Below are 15,306 nucleotides of genomic sequence, written 5' to 3' on the forward strand. Positions count from 1 at the left end.
CAATAGCGGTCCCGTATGGAATATCTGGTTGCTCGACATCCATCGCTGGCGTGATGAAGCCGCCAGCGCGACATCGTTGAAGGAGTATCGTTTTGGCTTTGGACATCAAGTTGCTCGACATCATCGCCTGCCCGGTCTGCAAGGGTAAGCTGCATTACAACAAAGCAGTTCATGAGTTGGTCTGCCGCTTCGACAAGCTGGCCTATCCGCTGGAGGAGGGGATCCCGGTGCTGCTGGAGAATCGTGCCCGTCCGCTCAATAGCGATGAGCTGCCGTCATGAGTTTCGTTGTCGTTATTCCTGCCCGCTATGCGTCAACCCGTCTGCCGGGCAAGCCGCTGGCGGATATCCATGGCAAGCCCATGGTGCAGCACGTGGTGGAGAAAGCCCTGCAATCGGGTGCCGATCGGGTGATCGTCGCCACTGACGATGCCCGGGTACAGCAGGCATTGTTGAGCACCGGCGTCGAGGTGTGCATGACCTCACCGGATCACCAGTCCGGCACCGAGCGTCTGGCCGAGGTGTGCCGTCACTACGGCTTTGCCGCCGATACCATCATCGTCAATGTGCAGGGGGATGAGCCGCTCATTCCGCCCGCCATCATTCGTCAGGTGGCGGACAATCTGGCCGCTGCCACGGCGCCGATGGCGACCTTGTCGGTGCCGATCAAGGATGCGGAAGAGGCGTTCAACCCGAACGCAGTGAAAGTGGTGACTGACAAGGATGGCTACGCCCTCTACTTCAGTCGCGCCAGCATTCCTTGGGATCGGGATCGCTTTGCCAAGAGCCATGAGCAGATTGGTGACCACTACCAGCGTCATATCGGTATCTATGCCTATCGCGCCGGCTTTATCCAGCGTTACGTAGACTGGGCACCGAGCGTGCTGGAGCAGGTCGAGGCGCTGGAGCAGCTGCGGGTGCTCTGGTACGGGGAGAAGATCCACGTCGCCCAGGCCCTTGAAGCGCCGCCTGTCGGGGTGGATACCCAGGCCGATCTGGAGAAGGTGCGCGCCTTTTTGGCCAAGTGATGGCCACAGCACTAACGTCATGAAGAACGGTGTCGCAAGGCACCGTTTTTTGTTTTGAAATTTTATATAATTATTTGATTTTAAACGCTAAACATGGGTTTTCTCAAACTTTTGGCGTGCATGGTTTGCCAAAGCGACGAGTTTGGTTATGATGCAAGACGCCCTGTTAACCCTAACCGGGCGGCTAAAACGAGATAAAACGGGGTGTTTGGGTGATAAATGTATTCCTGGTCGATGATCATGAGCTGGTGCGTACAGGGATAAGACGCATTCTTGAAGATGTGCGCGGGATCAAGGTGGTGGGCGAGGCACAGAGCGGCGAGACCGCAGTCACTTTCTGTCGCCAACACCATCCGGACGTGATCCTGATGGACATGAACATGCCGGGTATTGGTGGTCTGGAAGCGACCCGCAAAATTCTGCGGATCCGCCCCGATGTGCGCATCATAGTGCTGACCATTCATTCAGAAAATCCGTTCCCCACCAAGGTGATGCAGGCAGGCGCCGCCGGTTACCTGACCAAGGGGGCTGCTCCTGACGAGATGATCCAGGCGATCCGGCTGGTGCACTCCGGTCAGCGCTACATCTCCCCGGAGATTGCCCAGCAGATGGCCCTCAGCCAGTTTGCCTCCGCTGACGAGAATCCCTTCAAGTCCCTCTCCGAGCGCGAGCTGCAGATCATGATGATGATCACCAAGGGGCAGAAGGTGACTGATATCTCCGAGCAGCTCAACCTGAGCCCGAAGACGGTCAACAGCTACCGCTATCGTCTCTTCAGCAAACTGGGGATTAACGGTGACGTGGAACTGACCCATCTGGCCATTCGCTATGGCATGCTGGATGCCGATACCCTCTAATCGGGTGGCGTGTGGTCACAAAGGCGGCGCGTGCCGCCTTTTTGCTTTTCTGCCCCTTTGCTTTTCAGGCGGCGGGGGCAGTATGCTCTGCCCGTCAATTTTTGCCTTTGTGTGAGCCGAGTAGCTGATGACCCTCTCTCCCGAACATCTCTTCGACAGCAAGGCGTTTCTGAGCGCCGTCACCCATCAAAGTGGCGTCTACCGCATGTATGACAGCGGTGGCACCGTGATCTATGTGGGCAAGGCCAAGGATTTGAAAAAGCGGCTCGCTTCCTACTTTCGCACCAACGTCGACAGCATCAAGACCCGCACCCTGGTGCGACAGATCGCCGATATTCAGGTCACCGTTACCCACACCGAGACCGAGGCGCTGATCCTCGAGCACAACCTCATCAAGCAGTACCAGCCCCGCTACAACGTATTGCTGCGAGACGACAAATCCTACCCCTGGATCATCATCACCGCGCACCAGCATCCGCGCATCGGCGTCCATCGCGGTGCTCGCAAGGTGAAGGGGGAGTACTTCGGCCCGTACCCCTCTGGCAGCGCGGTGCGTGAGAGCTTGCACCTGATGCAGAAGATTTTTCCGGTGCGTCAGTGCGAGGATGCGGTCTATGCCAACCGCACCCGTCCCTGCCTGCTCTATCAGCTCAAGCGTTGCGCCGGCCCTTGCGTGGCTGGATTGGTGAGCGAGGCCGAATATACCCAGCAGGTGGAGCTGGCCAAACTGTTTCTGGCGGGCAAGAACCAGCAGGTGATTGGCGAACTGGTGGGCAAGATGGAGTCCGCCAGCGGCGATCTGCGCTTTGAAGAGGCAGCTCGCTATCGGGATCAGATCCTGGCGCTGCGCCGGGTCACCGAACAGCAGTCGGTGAGCGGCAACGTGCTGGACGAGCTGGATGTGGTGGGGGTCGCCTTCCAGCAAGGTGCTGCTTGCATCCACGTGCTCTTTATCCGTCAGGGCAAGGTGCTGGGTTCGCGCAGCTACTTCCCGAAAGTGCCGGCTGACACCCCGCTCGATGAGGTGGTGCAATCCTTCCTGCTGCAGTTCTATCTGTCGGGGCAGGGGGGACGGCAGATCCCGAGCGAGGTGCTGCTTGATGTGGCCCTTGAGGATGAAAGCGTCATCGCCGAAACCCTGAGCCAGACAGCTGGCTACAAGGTGCGGGTGGTGAGCCGTACCCGCGCCGAACGGGCCCGCTTTATCAAGCTCGCCTCCATCAACGCCGAGACGGCGCTGCGCTCGCGGCTGGCTCACAAGAGCACCATCACCGCTCGCTATGATCAGCTGGAAGAGCTGCTGGAGCTGGAGCGCCCCATCGCCCGCATGGAGTGTTTCGATATCTCCCACACCATGGGGGAGCGCACCGTGGCCTCTTGCGTGGTGTTCAACCGGGAGGGGCCGCTCTCATCGGAATATCGTCGTTTTAATATCGACGGTATCACTGGCGGTGATGACTACGCGGCGATGGAGCAGGCGCTGGAGCGCCGCTTTGGCAAGCAGCAGGAGCCGGACAAGGTGCCTGATGTGCTGTTTATTGACGGTGGCCTCGGCCAGTTGCGCCGCGCCGAAGAGATCCTGGCCCGTCAGCTGGAGTTTCTCGGCGGCAAATATCCGCTGCTGGTGGGGATTGCCAAGGGGGTCACCCGCAAGGCGGGGTTGGAAACTCTCATCATGGGGGAGAGCCACGAAGAGCTGCATTTGCCGGCAGATATGCCCGCTTTGCACCTTATTCAGCATATTCGCGATGAATCCCACCGTTTTGCCATTACCGGCCACCGGGCCAGACGGGCCAAGGCCCGCACCAGCAGTAGTCTGGAGGATATTCCGGGGGTGGGGCCGAAACGGCGGCAGGCACTGCTCAAATATCTGGGCGGCCTGCAGGAGGTCAAAAAGGCGAGCGTGGATGAACTGGCCAAGGTACCCGGCATCAGTCAGGAGCTGGCCCAGACCATCCACGATGGCTTGCACAGCGCCTGAGCAGGGTTAGCAGCATGGCAAAATCGCTAACTCCTTGATGCACAAGAGCCGTGACGCGGGGGGGCCGTAAATGCCATAATGGCCCCCGCATTTTGAGAAGATTGATGGATTAAAAAGACCAAGACGGGCGCCAGTGCGGTTGCATCGCAAATCGGCTTTGGCGCACTATGTAGCGACGTACAAGAAGTGGCTGAAAATAATGACAAACATACCTAACCTGTTGACGTTTTTCCGGATTTTGCTCATTCCCGTCTTCGTCATCCTGTTCTATCTGCCTTATCAATGGTCCTATCTGGCTGCCGCCATCGTCTTTATTCTGGCCGCTGCCACCGACTGGTTTGATGGCTATCTGGCTCGCAAGCTCAATCAGTCCACCGCCTTTGGCGCCTTCCTCGACCCGGTTGCCGACAAGATCATGGTCGCCGCCGCACTGGTGGTTATCGTCGAACACTACAACACCATCTGGGTGACCATCCCCGCCATGACCATGATTGGCCGCGAGATCATCATCTCCGCCCTGCGTGAGTGGATGGCCGAGCTAGGCAAACGCTCCTCGGTGGCGGTCAGCTGGATTGGCAAGTGGAAGACCATGATCCAGATGGTGTCGCTCACCGGTCTTATCTGGCAATACAACGTCTGGATGGTGTGGCTCGCCTATGTGATGCTCTATGTCGCCACCGTGCTCACCTTCTGGTCGATGTTCCAGTACATGAAGGCCGCCTGGGGCGATTTGACCCACCACGCCAACCTGTGAGTCACCCGCACCGCAAGGTGAGGTTTCCGCTGATTTGAGGCAGGAAACGGCCAAAGGCGCTAAAACCGTTCAAAAAGGGCAAAAAATGCCCGAACGATCAGGTAATTAAATATTTCTGGTTGACTGGGCGAGGAACATCGCTAGAATGCGTCCTCGTAGTCAGGCAGTCAGCCAGACCAATGCGGGAATAGCTCAGTTGGTAGAGCACGACCTTGCCAAGGTCGGGGTCGCGAGTTCGAGTCTCGTTTCCCGCTCCAAATTCAGACAATAGAGAGCCAACTCTCTTTTGCATGGCGCGTTAGCAAAGCGGTTATGCAGCGGATTGCAAATCCGTTTAGTCCGGTTCGACTCCGGAACGTGCCTCCATATTGACAAGCCCGCCACGCGAGCTTGACACCGATTGCGGTGCCCGAGTGGTGAAATCGGTAGACACAAGGGATTTAAAATCCCTCGACGTTCGCGTCGTGCCGGTTCGATTCCGGCCTCGGGCACCATTAAGATTAAAGAAAAAAGCCTTTCAGATTAAACAGATACGACGCTTTATTGCGTCGTTTTTGTTTTTAACTCTCTCCAAGATTTCTCTCCAACTTTTCCTTTCTTGTTCATTTCTTGTCTAAGCGACTTACTACTTCCTGCTACTCGTTGCGAACAACCTGCGCTTCGCCCCAACATAGCCAAGGACACGTGGTTAGCCTGCGCTCTGGGTCTTTCCGGGGTCTGTCTCTGGTGCTGAGACAAGTGCCGCTCACCGTTACCCCTTCCTCTTAACCCCTCCCAAACCCGCATTGAATCCCCTTTGAAACAGATATTAATCCCATGATCTAACCCATCATCGGAGGTATCTATGCAGACCAAATTTCGCTTTACCAATGCAGCCATCAAGGCTTTGCCCGCACAACAACGAGAGGCTGGCGCTACTGAACTGGAGTTCTCCGATACAGAGGTCATCGGCTTAAAACTCTTGTCAGGAAAAAGCCAGGGCAGTAAGCGTTTCCTACTGCGCTATACCCTCCAGGGCAAGAAGCGCAGCATCGCTTTGGGACGATTCGGCGATATCGACGTGAGCCAGGCCAGGACCATTGCCCGCAAGTACAAGGCGATGTTGGCAGAAGGCATTGACCCGGTAGCAGAGCGGGATAGCTACAAAACCGAGCCCACCCTTTCGGAGTTCTTCTGGCAGACCTTTTTGCCGCACCTCAAGACCATCGGCAAACGGTCGATCAACAGCGACATTCAGCGGTTCAAACACAACATATAACCACGCTTTGGTGCCATGCGTTACCGGCAACTCAAGGCGATGGATGTCCTGCAGTTGCAATCGGAGATGGTTCACCCCAACAACCCTCAGCAGACGGCCTACGCACCGAGTACCGCCAACCGGGTTCTGGCCCAGTTAAAGACCATGGGCAGCTATGCGGTGCGCTGGGGCATTCTGGACACCAACGAGGCGGCCAAGATCAAGCTGTTGAAGGAGGACAATGCCAGGACGCGTTTCCTATCGATTGAAGAGATGAAACGGGTCATTGAGGTGGCATTGCAGGATCGCAATCAAGCCGCAGGCAGCTTCATCGCGATGCTCTACCTGACGGGGGCAAGAAAGTCAGAGGTGTTACTCGCTAAATGGGAACATGTGAACTGGGAGGATAAGACGCTGTTCGTACCCCTGACCAAGAATGGCAAGAGCCGGATCATTTACCTGAGTGCGTTGGCTATCGATATTCTGGAGAAGCTCCCCAGAATAGCCGGTAATCCCTATGTGTTCGCGAGCCAGCATATTCGCTGCCAGGGTAAGCCCATCGGTGAACCAAGGTGCGCCTATGAGCGGGTGTTGCAGAAAGCCGGTATCGAAAACCTTGATGAGGTTTGCTTCCATACGGCTCGCCATTCGGTCGCCAGCGCCTTGGTCTCTTCCGGGCAATACAGCCTGTATGACGTCAAGGCGCAATTGGCCCACGCCAGCATTCAATCCTCCCAGCGGTATGCAAAGCTGACTTCTGAGCGCAGCCGCAATATCAGTGAAGGTCTCTCGTCGATGATCCAAGCGGAATGACCGAAAAGGTATTGTTTATAAACAGATATTAATAACCAGACAGCGCTGTCACATCGGCTGTTGGTCCACATTTCACAGTTCCCAGGCCCTTAAGTTCATCTGAGCTTAAGGGCCTTTTTGTTGGAGAGAAACACGATGAAAACTTGTATGGAATGGCCGGAGGAGACATTGCTCGCGGCCTACCCGGCACTCCATGTCTCGGTCATGGAGCAAATTATCGAACCCTTTTCATCAGTAGAGGAGGCAAGAGCATTCTGGGACACGACCGGTTGTAGTCTGGTCATTATCGAGATGACGGACTCGGTGAGTGAGTTCCAAGCCATGCCACAGCATACCCAGAATCAGGTGATGTTCGGTTTGCGTTACCCGGAGCAAGAGTTCGCCATATCCGAAGATTGGCGTTTGTTGCTGGCCATTCTCAACGATGAGGGTGCTGGGATTTACCTGCTGATCCACTCAGATGCACCGCTGATCACCACCCTGGAGGGGATGCACCATGAGTAATCCCAGCCATAGCGACATCATGCGCAAGTTAAAAGAGATCAAGGGGATTAAGGAGCTGCTGGAGAAGGCCGTGCTCTTGTATGTCCTGCTCACGGATGGCGATCTGCCGGTCTGGTGCTATGCGCTCATCATCGGTGCGTTGGCTTATCTGGTAAACCCGTTCGACGTGGTACCAGATCCCATTCCATTTGCCGGTTATCTGGATGACTTATCGGTCATCACCTCGGCATTAGCCGCACTGCCGGTTAAGTCGCACCACCGTCAATCCGCGAAAGACCGAATGAGATCACTGTGACAGTGATGGAGTCGGTCCTGTCACGCTATCGCGTTTTCTATGACCCTTTATCTATGACCCTTTTACCGATGATCCGGGGATTATGAATCGCCGATCATCTAATCCATTTGTAAGGACATTATCATGGCAAGACCCCGTAAATACCGTGTTGAAGAGACCCCTAAACCTGCCAGCGCCACGCCAGCCGAAGAGAGCCCACTCACATCCGGAGCAAGCGGCTGCGCCGAGCCTCTCTCGCCAGCCCTTGCGGCTGACGCCGACAAGGCCAGGCCTGGACCCGGCGACACCGCAGAGTCCGTGCCTGGCAGCCCCGACCCACTCCATATCCCTACAGGCGTTGATGGAGCTGTGAATACTGAGCCGGTCATTGAATCAAACAATGATCTCCCCAGCGTCACAGACCCCATACATACGTTGATCCGTTATACCGCAGAGAAACTCAGTGCCAGGTCAGAAGGCTTGATCTTCTACGCTCTCGGTTGCCATGAGGAGACCGGCGAGTTGTTCCTGAAAATCACCGGCAATCAGGGTAGGGGGCTGCATAGCAAGGAGTGGATTGCGTTGTCAGAGATTGACGGCATCTTGCGCTCCTTGCCCGCAGACAAGCCGTTTAAATCCAGCGTCATGAAGCGACTGTTTAAAGGGGGCAGCGCCAATAACGCCGGATTCTTATCAGCCATTCTGCGCTCGGACGGGCTGAAGTTGATCCAGAAGGCTGACGGCAATCCGATGCTGCACGAACTGGTGCCTGATTACCTTGAGCGCTTGGGGTCGCTAACCAATGAGCTCTGTACCTTAGCTCCTACCTTCGAATAACCCCTGCATAGTGCTCACCTGTCCAAGGGTGAGCCCCCCAAACAACCAAACTGAGGTGATTATGACGATCCCATTTGCGGATGGCTTTGCCCTGCCTGTCAGTCAGGCATTGATGAGTATTCTGGATCAGGAACTGGTTAGATCTGGAACAGTGCTGAAGGGAAAATCCAGTCTGGTCTTCAACTTCCGAGATCCGGATTACGGCCCGGTTCGTGGCGGGTTTCATCCGGTGGAAATTCGGCTGCTAAAGCGTAAAGACCGGTGGCAATTCGATTACGTGACGGACTTTAGTTATCAGGGGCCGGAGGAGATGGCTGAGTTGGTCAAGGAGATCGACTTCAACTTTTTGTGCGAAGAATACTACCTGCTCCGTTACGGCCAGATGGGACCAGCGTCGGCCATGGAGCTCTATACGATGTGGGAGTCGAACTTCGTCAGTTACTACCAGATGGGCGTGTTTACCGTCTCAGTGGCTGCGTAACCGTCGCACCGGACAGGAGAGGAACAGGAACCTGCGGCGGTTTGGTACTGGCAGTGGCGTTGTCATGTTTACCTTTCCATGCGGGGCAAGGAGCCATGGACTAACCCAACTCGAAACCGGTCAGCGGCTCAGTAGGTTAGTCCATCCCTCGGCTGTTTCAGGTGTCCCTTTCACCACCTATCCCCCAAAACAAGTATCCCCGGCCCGTGGCTGGGTGGCTTGTTTTTTTGTCATCAGCGAGGAGGGAGAAAGACAGATATGTGTGTATCCCCAATAGCGTTATTCCACCAAGCATGATTTACATTAATTATCAGTTGGTTATGTGGTTATCCTCTTATGCAACAGGGATTGATTGCGCAGTCAGTCCCAAAGTGTCTCTGCCCCCTGAACGGTCGACAACCAAGAAAGTTCGCGCAACCGCTCATAGTGTGATGACCGCAAATGTTCATCAACTCAATGAGGTGATAAGGTGGGACTCTTACGCATCATTAATTAGTGTCTGTCACAACCTGAGGTCTGAGCAATCTGGTAGCGACAGCCTGGGGCGGTAGCGTGTTGCGAGCCGCATGGATCTCAATGTTGGTTAGGTAGAAAATCTGCTGCGTTCGCCACATTGGGTAGGAAGACGGGCTCGAGTGTAGGATTGATGCGGGGGTTTATGGTGCGAAGTCGTATCTTTGATACTCATGCTATACGGGCCCATCAATGCAGATATGCGGCAAAGCGCCGTTGAATATAGCTGTTAGAGCTAAAAAGGAAATCTATGAGTTTGGATGAAATCGGAAAGGTAGTATTAGAACTTGTCTCATCAGTGGTTATAGCAATACCAGTGTCATTTTTATCAGTTAAATTTGCTTTGCGTAAGTTCAAGTCTGAAAAATGGTGGGATAAAAAATTACAATGTTATTCAGATATTTCAGACTATCTTAGTCGAATTATAATCTATGCAGACATGGTGCTTGATGTTGAACTCGATGATGTAAATCACGACGAAGCTTCATTCGAAGCACAAAAATTGCAGTTTAATGAAGCAATGTTTAAATTACAAGCTCATGCACATTCGAGTGTCATTTTTCTCGAGAATGACTCGTACAAAGCCGTATTGAACTTTGCAAATAAGTTATTTCGAATTGAAACGAGTTCAGTGGATTCCGAAAAGCTTGGCATGCTCAGAGAAGAAGCTGAGGCTTGTTCGTCCGTGATAGCTTCAAATGCAAAAAAGGCGCTGGGAGTCTAGCCCATTTTTTTCTCACAGGTCTTGTGCTTATTGTTACTTCCCGAGGTCTGAGCAATCTGGTAGCGACAGCCTAGAGCGGGTGCGTCTGGCGATTCGAGAGGTCTCAAAATTGGGTAGGTAGAAATCAGCTGTGAGCGTCAGATCGGTTAGAGCAACGAGTTTGTTTAATGCATTGATGATGCGTAATTTATGGATATGAAGTCGAATGTGGGATGCTCATGCTATGTGACATCCACCAACGCAAATATGCAGCATAACGCCAGTGAGTATAGTTGTTAGCTTTCTTTTCGTTGCATCAATCAATAAATCCAAGAGGTACTACTTATGACAATTTTTGAACCAGGTGTTCAATATAAAGATCTTGATGGGATTGTTCATGCAGATCGTGATGATAATCAGTATGCAACTGATTACTTAAGAAATAACCAAAAAATCACTAAAGAAGACTATGTATTTGGAATTCAGGTTTTTTCGTCTGTGCATAATGTTAGACAAAATACACTAACAGTCAGATTCCTACATTCTGATGTTTCAGGTTATGAGAATATCCAAGAAAAAATGAGAGTTGAAGGTGATGCTCTTACTCTAAACGTAGTTGAAATTGATATGCCGTACAATGTATTTTTCGGTTTGTTTAAACGCTTTAGTTTAACTTTATCACCAAATGGTTTATTAGAAAGTAAGTCATATACTACACCATAAAAAGCTAATAAGGCGTTCAAGCTAAAGCTCAAACAATCCTCCAAACGGCTAACAGGGCATTGCAGCGGAGCAAGCCCCTGAATGTGGTGTTATACGTAAAATATAATGTAAGGAGTATCGGTATGCCAAAGTACTACAGTGCAAAAATTAGGGTCGAGCAAACTTTTGAGGTAAACATCGTAGCCGAAGATGAAATATCGGCGAAACGGCAGGCAAGAGAAATTGATTTTGGAAAAAGCGACCCGATTTCGAGCCAACTCACTGGTGTTGAACTCGTTCTAGAAGGAGAGGCATCCTACGATGTAGGTACACGAATAAAGCACTTTCTTTTTGGTATCGGGGAAATAAAAGGTCTTGTTAGAACCACCAATGCCAATAACCACTTTGGCCATAGCGCTACAGTTGAATTTGAAAACGGTGTAATAAAAAATATTCACTTACCACTGGCGCGAGAAAAAGTTGAAATCTTGGGGTAAACGCATAACCCGTCGCTAGGTCCAATGTGGTGGTGATATGGCAGGACTCTTACGCAAATTAGTGTTTGCCGCAACCTGATGCCTGAGCAATCTGGTAGCGGCAGCCTGGGGCTGTAGCGTGGATTGCCACATTAGACAAAGCAACGAGGCAATGCCTTGATGTCGTTGATTTATAGGTATGAAGTCTTATTTTGGATGCTCATGCTATGTGGCATCCACTAATGCAGGTACACGGCAAAACACCGTTGGGTATATCTGTTATCTTCTACTCGAAGAACCTCATTCAGGAAAACATATGTCTGTGATTACGAATTCCGTCTTAACAAAGGAAAAACTCTCTACTACTCTTAAAAAATATGTAGAAGCATTAAACTGGCTTGATTCTAAAGGCTTTAACATAGGGCCTAGTCGGTTAAAAAGATATCAAACACATTATGAATCTCTTATTCATAACTGGGGGAATGAGACTATTCTGGAAATAGTCACCAACAAAAATTACGCCAGTGCTATTTATGAAGCTTATGAGGTGATTGAAATAAAAGATAAACTAGAAGAAATTGAGTGCAAGGAAGTGTATGAAAGTTTGAAAAAATCCCTTTCAGGGGTTGAGTTGTATAGTGATGAGTTAAGCATTGCCAAGCCTAGCTCTGCGAGAAATTTTTCGTTTGAACTATATATGGCTAGATATTTCAAACGTGCTGGGTACGACCTCAACTTTAACACTATTGCTGATTTTAATGCCCACAATGCTGAGGACTCCATTTTTGTAGAATGCAAAAGGCCAGCAAAAGAAGAGACTGTGGGGAAAAACATAGAAAATGCTCTCAAGCAATCTATGAAGCGTTTTATCGAGAATGATTGTAGAAATCAAAAAGGAGTAGCAGCTATTGATTTGACCGCTCTTATAAACCCAAACTTAAATTTTTTGGTTACTGATGATATAAATGCTGTACCTGCCATTTTGAAAAAATCTGATAACGAATCTTCACCTGAAGTTAAAAGGCATTTCGACAAATATGGTGAGCATTGCATCTCAGTAATGTTTCATTGGCGTGTTCCCGTTCTTCATCTCAAAGAGGAAACTGTGGGGCTTTACGAGAGGTGTTTTAGTGTACCGATTTTTAAATCAGGCACTTCCTCTGAAGAGGTATTCTATAGGTCAAATAATGAACTAGTGCGATCTGTAGGGCTATAAGCAAACAAAGTACTGCATTCACATTTTTTTACATCTTGCACCAAGAAATCCGATGAGCACGGAGCTCTACAGTGAGAAGTGCGGTTATTCATGAAAAATTAATTTAACAAAAATGAATGCATAGAATATAGAGGAAGAGAAGAGCAATATGTCCCAGTTAGACTACAAAAAACAAGCTCAGGATTTTTATGGTAAGGCTCCTGCTATTATTCTGGGCAGTGGTGCCTCGGCCGCACACGGAATGTCTGGAATGGTGGCTCTTGCGAATCATTTGGTCATGCACACAGATATTTCTGATTTGTCCGATGCAGAGATCGTTGCTTGGAGTGAATTCTGTCGGGTTTTACAAGAAGGGATAGACCTCGAGACTGCATTGCATAAAGTCACTCTTTCCGACACGCTGACCGCAAGAATTATTAAAGCAACTTGGACACTCATTAACCAGGAAGATATTTATATTTTTCAAAACTCTCTTCAAAACAATGCCATGTTCCCCTTGAGTCGCTTACTTGAGCATATGTTCAAAAGCAGTCTCAAGATGATAAACATCATCACTACAAATTATGATCGTTTGGCAGAGTATGCTTGTGATCAAGGCAGAATACATCACTACACCGGCTTCACACATGGTTACTTTCGTCAACTATCAACCCCAACTGAAATAACTGCTTCCCGCCGGGTTAATATATGGAAAGTACACGGCTCTCTAGACTGGTTTCAGTCCCCTCTCGAAGATACTGTTGCTCTTGTTAACATCCATTCTATACCAGAAAATTACGAAGCGCAGATCGTTACGCCAGGGGCGCATAAATATCAAAAAACACATTTAGAGCCTTTTCGTTCAATTATAAACAACGCTGATGAGGCCATAAAACATGCCAATTCGTATCTGTGTATTGGCTACGGCTTCAATGATGAACATATTCAGCCAAAGCTTGTAGCGAAATGCCTGCGTCAGAAAACGCCGATTACAATTATTACTTATGCTCTTTCTGCTGCCGCCAGAAAACTCATTATAAATGGCAATGCACAAAATTATTTGGCAATAGAACGAGGCGAAACTGACAATCAGTCGATTGTCTACTCTTCCCTGAGTAAGTCTCCAGTGGTCGTTGATCAAAATATCTGGAGTTTCGAAGGATATATGTCACTAATTATGTAGGAATGAGACATGTCTATTTTTAACTTTAAGGACGAAGAAGCCCTTGGAAAGGTGGCTTCTGTAGACACAACAAACGTGATCGTGGAAGTGGAAAACGTTGACCAACTCAAAAGATTACAAGTTAATCATCTCGCTGTCCTCCAAAGCAGTCGCCCTGGGCAGCACCTCATTGGCCTCATCACGCAGGTGACCCGCAAGCGCGTCATCGAAAGTATTATCAATGATGGAATCAACGACCAGAACTCGGAGCTCAATTTGTGCCGTATCACCCTGATTGGCACCATGCTGGATCGTGACGGAGTGAGGGAAAACGTATTTCGTCGCACCCTCGAAAGTGTTCCTGAAATCGATGCTAATTGCTTTTCGCTGGAAGGCGAAAACCTCACAGGCTTCATGCGGACGCTTTCCAATGTAGCAGCAGGTGGCAACTCATTGACACTTGGGAAATACACGCTGGACGAGCATGCAGTTGCCTATCTAAATGGCAATAAATTCTTCCAACGTCACGCATTCATCGGTGGTAGCACTGGTTCGGGTAAGTCCTGGACGACCGCAAAGATCATCGAGCAGATGTCGGGACTCTCAACGGCGAATGCCATTGTCCTAGACCTTCATGGAGAATATGCGCCTCTAGTCGGTGATGGTCTTCAACACTTCAAGGTCGCCGGACCGGCGGATGTTGAGGCAAAGCGTACTATTGATGATGATGTGCTTTACCTACCTTATTGGTTGCTTTCATATGAAGCGCTCGTGTCCATGTTCGTTGATCGCAGTGACCAAAACGCGCCTAACCAAGCCATGATTATGGCTCGTGAAATCAACCAGGCGAAGCAAAAGTACCTAGAAGATAACGATCAGCAGGAAGTGTTGAAGCATTTCACTGTCGACAGCCCGGTTCCATTTTCTCTAGATGTCCTTATTGGGCGGTTGAATGAAATCAACGTAGAAATGGTTCCCGGCGCCAAGGCTGGCACAGAAAAACAAGGCGATTTCTTCGGTAAGCTTGCCCGCATGATTTCCCGGCTTGAGAACAAAATCTCCGATAGACGCCTTGGCTTCATGTTCAATGGCGGCGGAGATATTCTGGATTTTGGCTGGCTTGAGAAGTTCACCAATGCCGTTCTGGGCAGCACTGGTGAGAATGGTAAGGCCGGGAGCAAGATTATCGATTTTTCAGAGGTTCCATCAGACGTCCTGCCATTGATCGTTTCCCTCGTCGCACGGGTCACTTTCTCCGTCCAGCAGTGGACTCCCTCTGAGTTACGCCACCCTATCGCACTCCTCTGCGATGAAGCGCACCTCTACATGCCTCAGCGCAATATGGCAGATTCTGCCGATGATATCTCACTGGATATTTTCGAGCGAATTGCTAAAGAAGGCCGTAAATACGGCGTTAGCCTTGTGGTGATAAGCCAGCGTCCCTCCGAGGTGAATAAGACGATGCTTAGCCAATGCAGCAACTTTGTATCCATGAGGTTGACAAACGCTGAGGACCAGGGGGTTATCAAGAGATTGCTTCCTGATAGTCTTGGCGGGTTCAGTGATATACTTCCCACACTTGACACCGGCGAGGCTTTGGTTGTCGGTGATGCGAGCTTACTTCCGAGCCGAATCAGGATCGATGAGCCCAAAAATAAACCGAATAGCGGTACGGTGAATTTCTGGGATGAATGGCAAAATCCAGTCAAGGAGAAACGGTTGTCGATAGCCATCGAAAATTGGCGCAAGCAGAGTATTCAATAGAGTTTCAATCTGAACTCGTATTAACA

The 15,306-nt window shown here is 50.5% G+C and carries 17 protein-coding genes and 3 tRNA genes; all 20 read left to right on the forward strand.

The genetic code is table 11. The features are described 5' to 3' along the window. Window positions 1-92 precede the first annotated feature (92 nt). The gene (locus G5332_RS03215) at window positions 93-281 is read left to right on the forward strand and encodes a Trm112 family protein (RefSeq protein ID WP_005347033.1); all 189 of its coding nucleotides are present in this window, start codon (window positions 93-95) and stop codon (window positions 279-281) included. Then, complete coding sequence (kdsB, locus tag G5332_RS03220; protein ID WP_128815636.1) at window positions 278-1,027, forward strand: 3-deoxy-manno-octulosonate cytidylyltransferase; 750 nt, start codon at window positions 278-280, stop codon at window positions 1,025-1,027. Before G5332_RS03215 ends, kdsB begins: the two co-directional genes overlap by 4 nt. 212 nt (window positions 1,028-1,239) lie before the next feature. Beyond that, window positions 1,240-1,884: a UvrY/SirA/GacA family response regulator transcription factor gene (uvrY, locus tag G5332_RS03225; protein WP_005337448.1), complete on the forward strand. Its 645-nt coding sequence runs from the start codon at window positions 1,240-1,242 to the stop codon at window positions 1,882-1,884. A gap of 127 nt (window positions 1,885-2,011) precedes the next feature. After that, complete coding sequence (uvrC, locus tag G5332_RS03230) at window positions 2,012-3,865, forward strand: excinuclease ABC subunit UvrC (RefSeq protein ID WP_421249560.1); 1,854 nt, start codon at window positions 2,012-2,014, stop codon at window positions 3,863-3,865. A gap of 199 nt (window positions 3,866-4,064) precedes the next feature. After that, window positions 4,065-4,619: a CDP-diacylglycerol--glycerol-3-phosphate 3-phosphatidyltransferase gene (gene pgsA / locus G5332_RS03235; RefSeq protein WP_005337443.1), complete on the forward strand. Its 555-nt coding sequence runs from the start codon at window positions 4,065-4,067 to the stop codon at window positions 4,617-4,619. 181 nt (window positions 4,620-4,800) lie between these two features. Beyond that, window positions 4,801-4,876: transfer RNA gene (locus tag G5332_RS03240), tRNA-Gly, on the forward strand. Between the two features lie 35 nt (window positions 4,877-4,911). Continuing rightward, window positions 4,912-4,985 (forward strand) — tRNA-Cys (locus tag G5332_RS03245). 41 nt (window positions 4,986-5,026) lie between these two features. Next, a tRNA-Leu gene (locus tag G5332_RS03250) sits at window positions 5,027-5,113 on the forward strand. Window positions 5,114-5,463: 350 nt separating this feature from the next. Then, window positions 5,464-5,877 carry an Arm DNA-binding domain-containing protein gene (locus tag G5332_RS03255; RefSeq protein WP_421311106.1) on the forward strand — a complete coding sequence of 138 codons (414 nt, stop codon included), beginning with the start codon at window positions 5,464-5,466 and terminating at the stop codon, window positions 5,875-5,877. A 15-nt stretch (window positions 5,878-5,892) separates the two neighbouring features. After that, window positions 5,893-6,669 (forward strand): tyrosine-type recombinase/integrase, encoded by a 777-nt coding sequence (locus tag G5332_RS03260; RefSeq protein WP_421311107.1) that lies wholly within the window; start codon window positions 5,893-5,895, stop codon window positions 6,667-6,669. Between the two features lie 147 nt (window positions 6,670-6,816). Beyond that, the gene (locus G5332_RS03265; RefSeq protein WP_421171912.1) at window positions 6,817-7,173 is read left to right on the forward strand and encodes a hypothetical protein; all 357 of its coding nucleotides are present in this window, start codon (window positions 6,817-6,819) and stop codon (window positions 7,171-7,173) included. Next, on the forward strand, window positions 7,166-7,468 hold the full coding sequence (locus tag G5332_RS03270) for a YkvA family protein (RefSeq protein WP_025201450.1): 303 nt from the start codon (window positions 7,166-7,168) through the stop codon (window positions 7,466-7,468). The genes G5332_RS03265 and G5332_RS03270 overlap by 8 nt, the downstream gene beginning before the upstream one ends. A 123-nt stretch (window positions 7,469-7,591) precedes the next feature. Continuing rightward, the gene (locus G5332_RS03275; protein ID WP_421249561.1) at window positions 7,592-8,284 is read left to right on the forward strand and encodes a hypothetical protein; all 693 of its coding nucleotides are present in this window, start codon (window positions 7,592-7,594) and stop codon (window positions 8,282-8,284) included. A 61-nt stretch (window positions 8,285-8,345) separates the two neighbouring features. After that, window positions 8,346-8,765 carry a DUF2787 family protein gene (locus tag G5332_RS03280; protein ID WP_421249562.1) on the forward strand — a complete coding sequence of 140 codons (420 nt, stop codon included), beginning with the start codon at window positions 8,346-8,348 and terminating at the stop codon, window positions 8,763-8,765. A gap of 763 nt (window positions 8,766-9,528) precedes the next feature. Beyond that, window positions 9,529-10,002 carry a hypothetical protein gene (locus G5332_RS03285; protein WP_421249563.1) on the forward strand — a complete coding sequence of 158 codons (474 nt, stop codon included), beginning with the start codon at window positions 9,529-9,531 and terminating at the stop codon, window positions 10,000-10,002. A 324-nt stretch (window positions 10,003-10,326) separates the two neighbouring features. Next, complete coding sequence (locus G5332_RS03290) at window positions 10,327-10,704, forward strand: hypothetical protein (RefSeq protein WP_421249564.1); 378 nt, start codon at window positions 10,327-10,329, stop codon at window positions 10,702-10,704. A 122-nt stretch (window positions 10,705-10,826) separates the two neighbouring features. Then, window positions 10,827-11,180, forward strand: a complete 354-nt coding sequence (locus G5332_RS03295; protein WP_266136661.1) for a hypothetical protein — start codon at window positions 10,827-10,829, stop codon at window positions 11,178-11,180. Window positions 11,181-11,475: 295 nt separating this feature from the next. Further along, the gene (locus tag G5332_RS03300) at window positions 11,476-12,375 is read left to right on the forward strand and encodes a hypothetical protein (RefSeq protein ID WP_421249565.1); all 900 of its coding nucleotides are present in this window, start codon (window positions 11,476-11,478) and stop codon (window positions 12,373-12,375) included. A 148-nt stretch (window positions 12,376-12,523) separates the two neighbouring features. After that, window positions 12,524-13,537 (forward strand): SIR2 family protein, encoded by a 1,014-nt coding sequence (locus G5332_RS03305; RefSeq protein WP_421249566.1) that lies wholly within the window; start codon window positions 12,524-12,526, stop codon window positions 13,535-13,537. 9 nt (window positions 13,538-13,546) lie between these two features. Next, window positions 13,547-15,280 (forward strand): ATP-binding protein, encoded by a 1,734-nt coding sequence (locus G5332_RS03310; protein WP_421311108.1) that lies wholly within the window; start codon window positions 13,547-13,549, stop codon window positions 15,278-15,280. The last annotated feature ends 26 nt before the right edge of the window (window positions 15,281-15,306 follow it).

The organism is Aeromonas sp. 603757, assembly GCF_049171255.1.
Classification (GTDB): Bacteria; Pseudomonadota; Gammaproteobacteria; order Enterobacterales; family Aeromonadaceae; genus Aeromonas; species Aeromonas veronii_A.

Coding starts and splice junctions, on each gene's coding strand:
- kdsB (WP_128815636.1), top strand. CDS start 278: ATGAGTTTCGTTGTCGTTATTCCTGCCCGCTATGCGTCAACCCGTCTG.
- uvrC (WP_421249560.1), top strand. CDS start 2,012: ATGACCCTCTCTCCCGAACATCTCTTCGACAGCAAGGCGTTTCTGAGC.
- pgsA (WP_005337443.1), top strand. CDS start 4,065: ATGACAAACATACCTAACCTGTTGACGTTTTTCCGGATTTTGCTCATT.
- G5332_RS03255 (WP_421311106.1), top strand. CDS start 5,464: ATGCAGACCAAATTTCGCTTTACCAATGCAGCCATCAAGGCTTTGCCC.
- G5332_RS03260 (WP_421311107.1), top strand. CDS start 5,893: ATGCGTTACCGGCAACTCAAGGCGATGGATGTCCTGCAGTTGCAATCG.
- G5332_RS03265 (WP_421171912.1), top strand. CDS start 6,817: ATGGAATGGCCGGAGGAGACATTGCTCGCGGCCTACCCGGCACTCCAT.
- G5332_RS03270 (WP_025201450.1), top strand. CDS start 7,166: ATGAGTAATCCCAGCCATAGCGACATCATGCGCAAGTTAAAAGAGATC.
- G5332_RS03275 (WP_421249561.1), top strand. CDS start 7,592: ATGGCAAGACCCCGTAAATACCGTGTTGAAGAGACCCCTAAACCTGCC.
- G5332_RS03280 (WP_421249562.1), top strand. CDS start 8,346: ATGACGATCCCATTTGCGGATGGCTTTGCCCTGCCTGTCAGTCAGGCA.
- G5332_RS03285 (WP_421249563.1), top strand. CDS start 9,529: ATGAGTTTGGATGAAATCGGAAAGGTAGTATTAGAACTTGTCTCATCA.
- G5332_RS03290 (WP_421249564.1), top strand. CDS start 10,327: ATGACAATTTTTGAACCAGGTGTTCAATATAAAGATCTTGATGGGATT.
- G5332_RS03295 (WP_266136661.1), top strand. CDS start 10,827: ATGCCAAAGTACTACAGTGCAAAAATTAGGGTCGAGCAAACTTTTGAG.
- G5332_RS03300 (WP_421249565.1), top strand. CDS start 11,476: ATGTCTGTGATTACGAATTCCGTCTTAACAAAGGAAAAACTCTCTACT.
- G5332_RS03305 (WP_421249566.1), top strand. CDS start 12,524: ATGTCCCAGTTAGACTACAAAAAACAAGCTCAGGATTTTTATGGTAAG.
- G5332_RS03310 (WP_421311108.1), top strand. CDS start 13,547: ATGTCTATTTTTAACTTTAAGGACGAAGAAGCCCTTGGAAAGGTGGCT.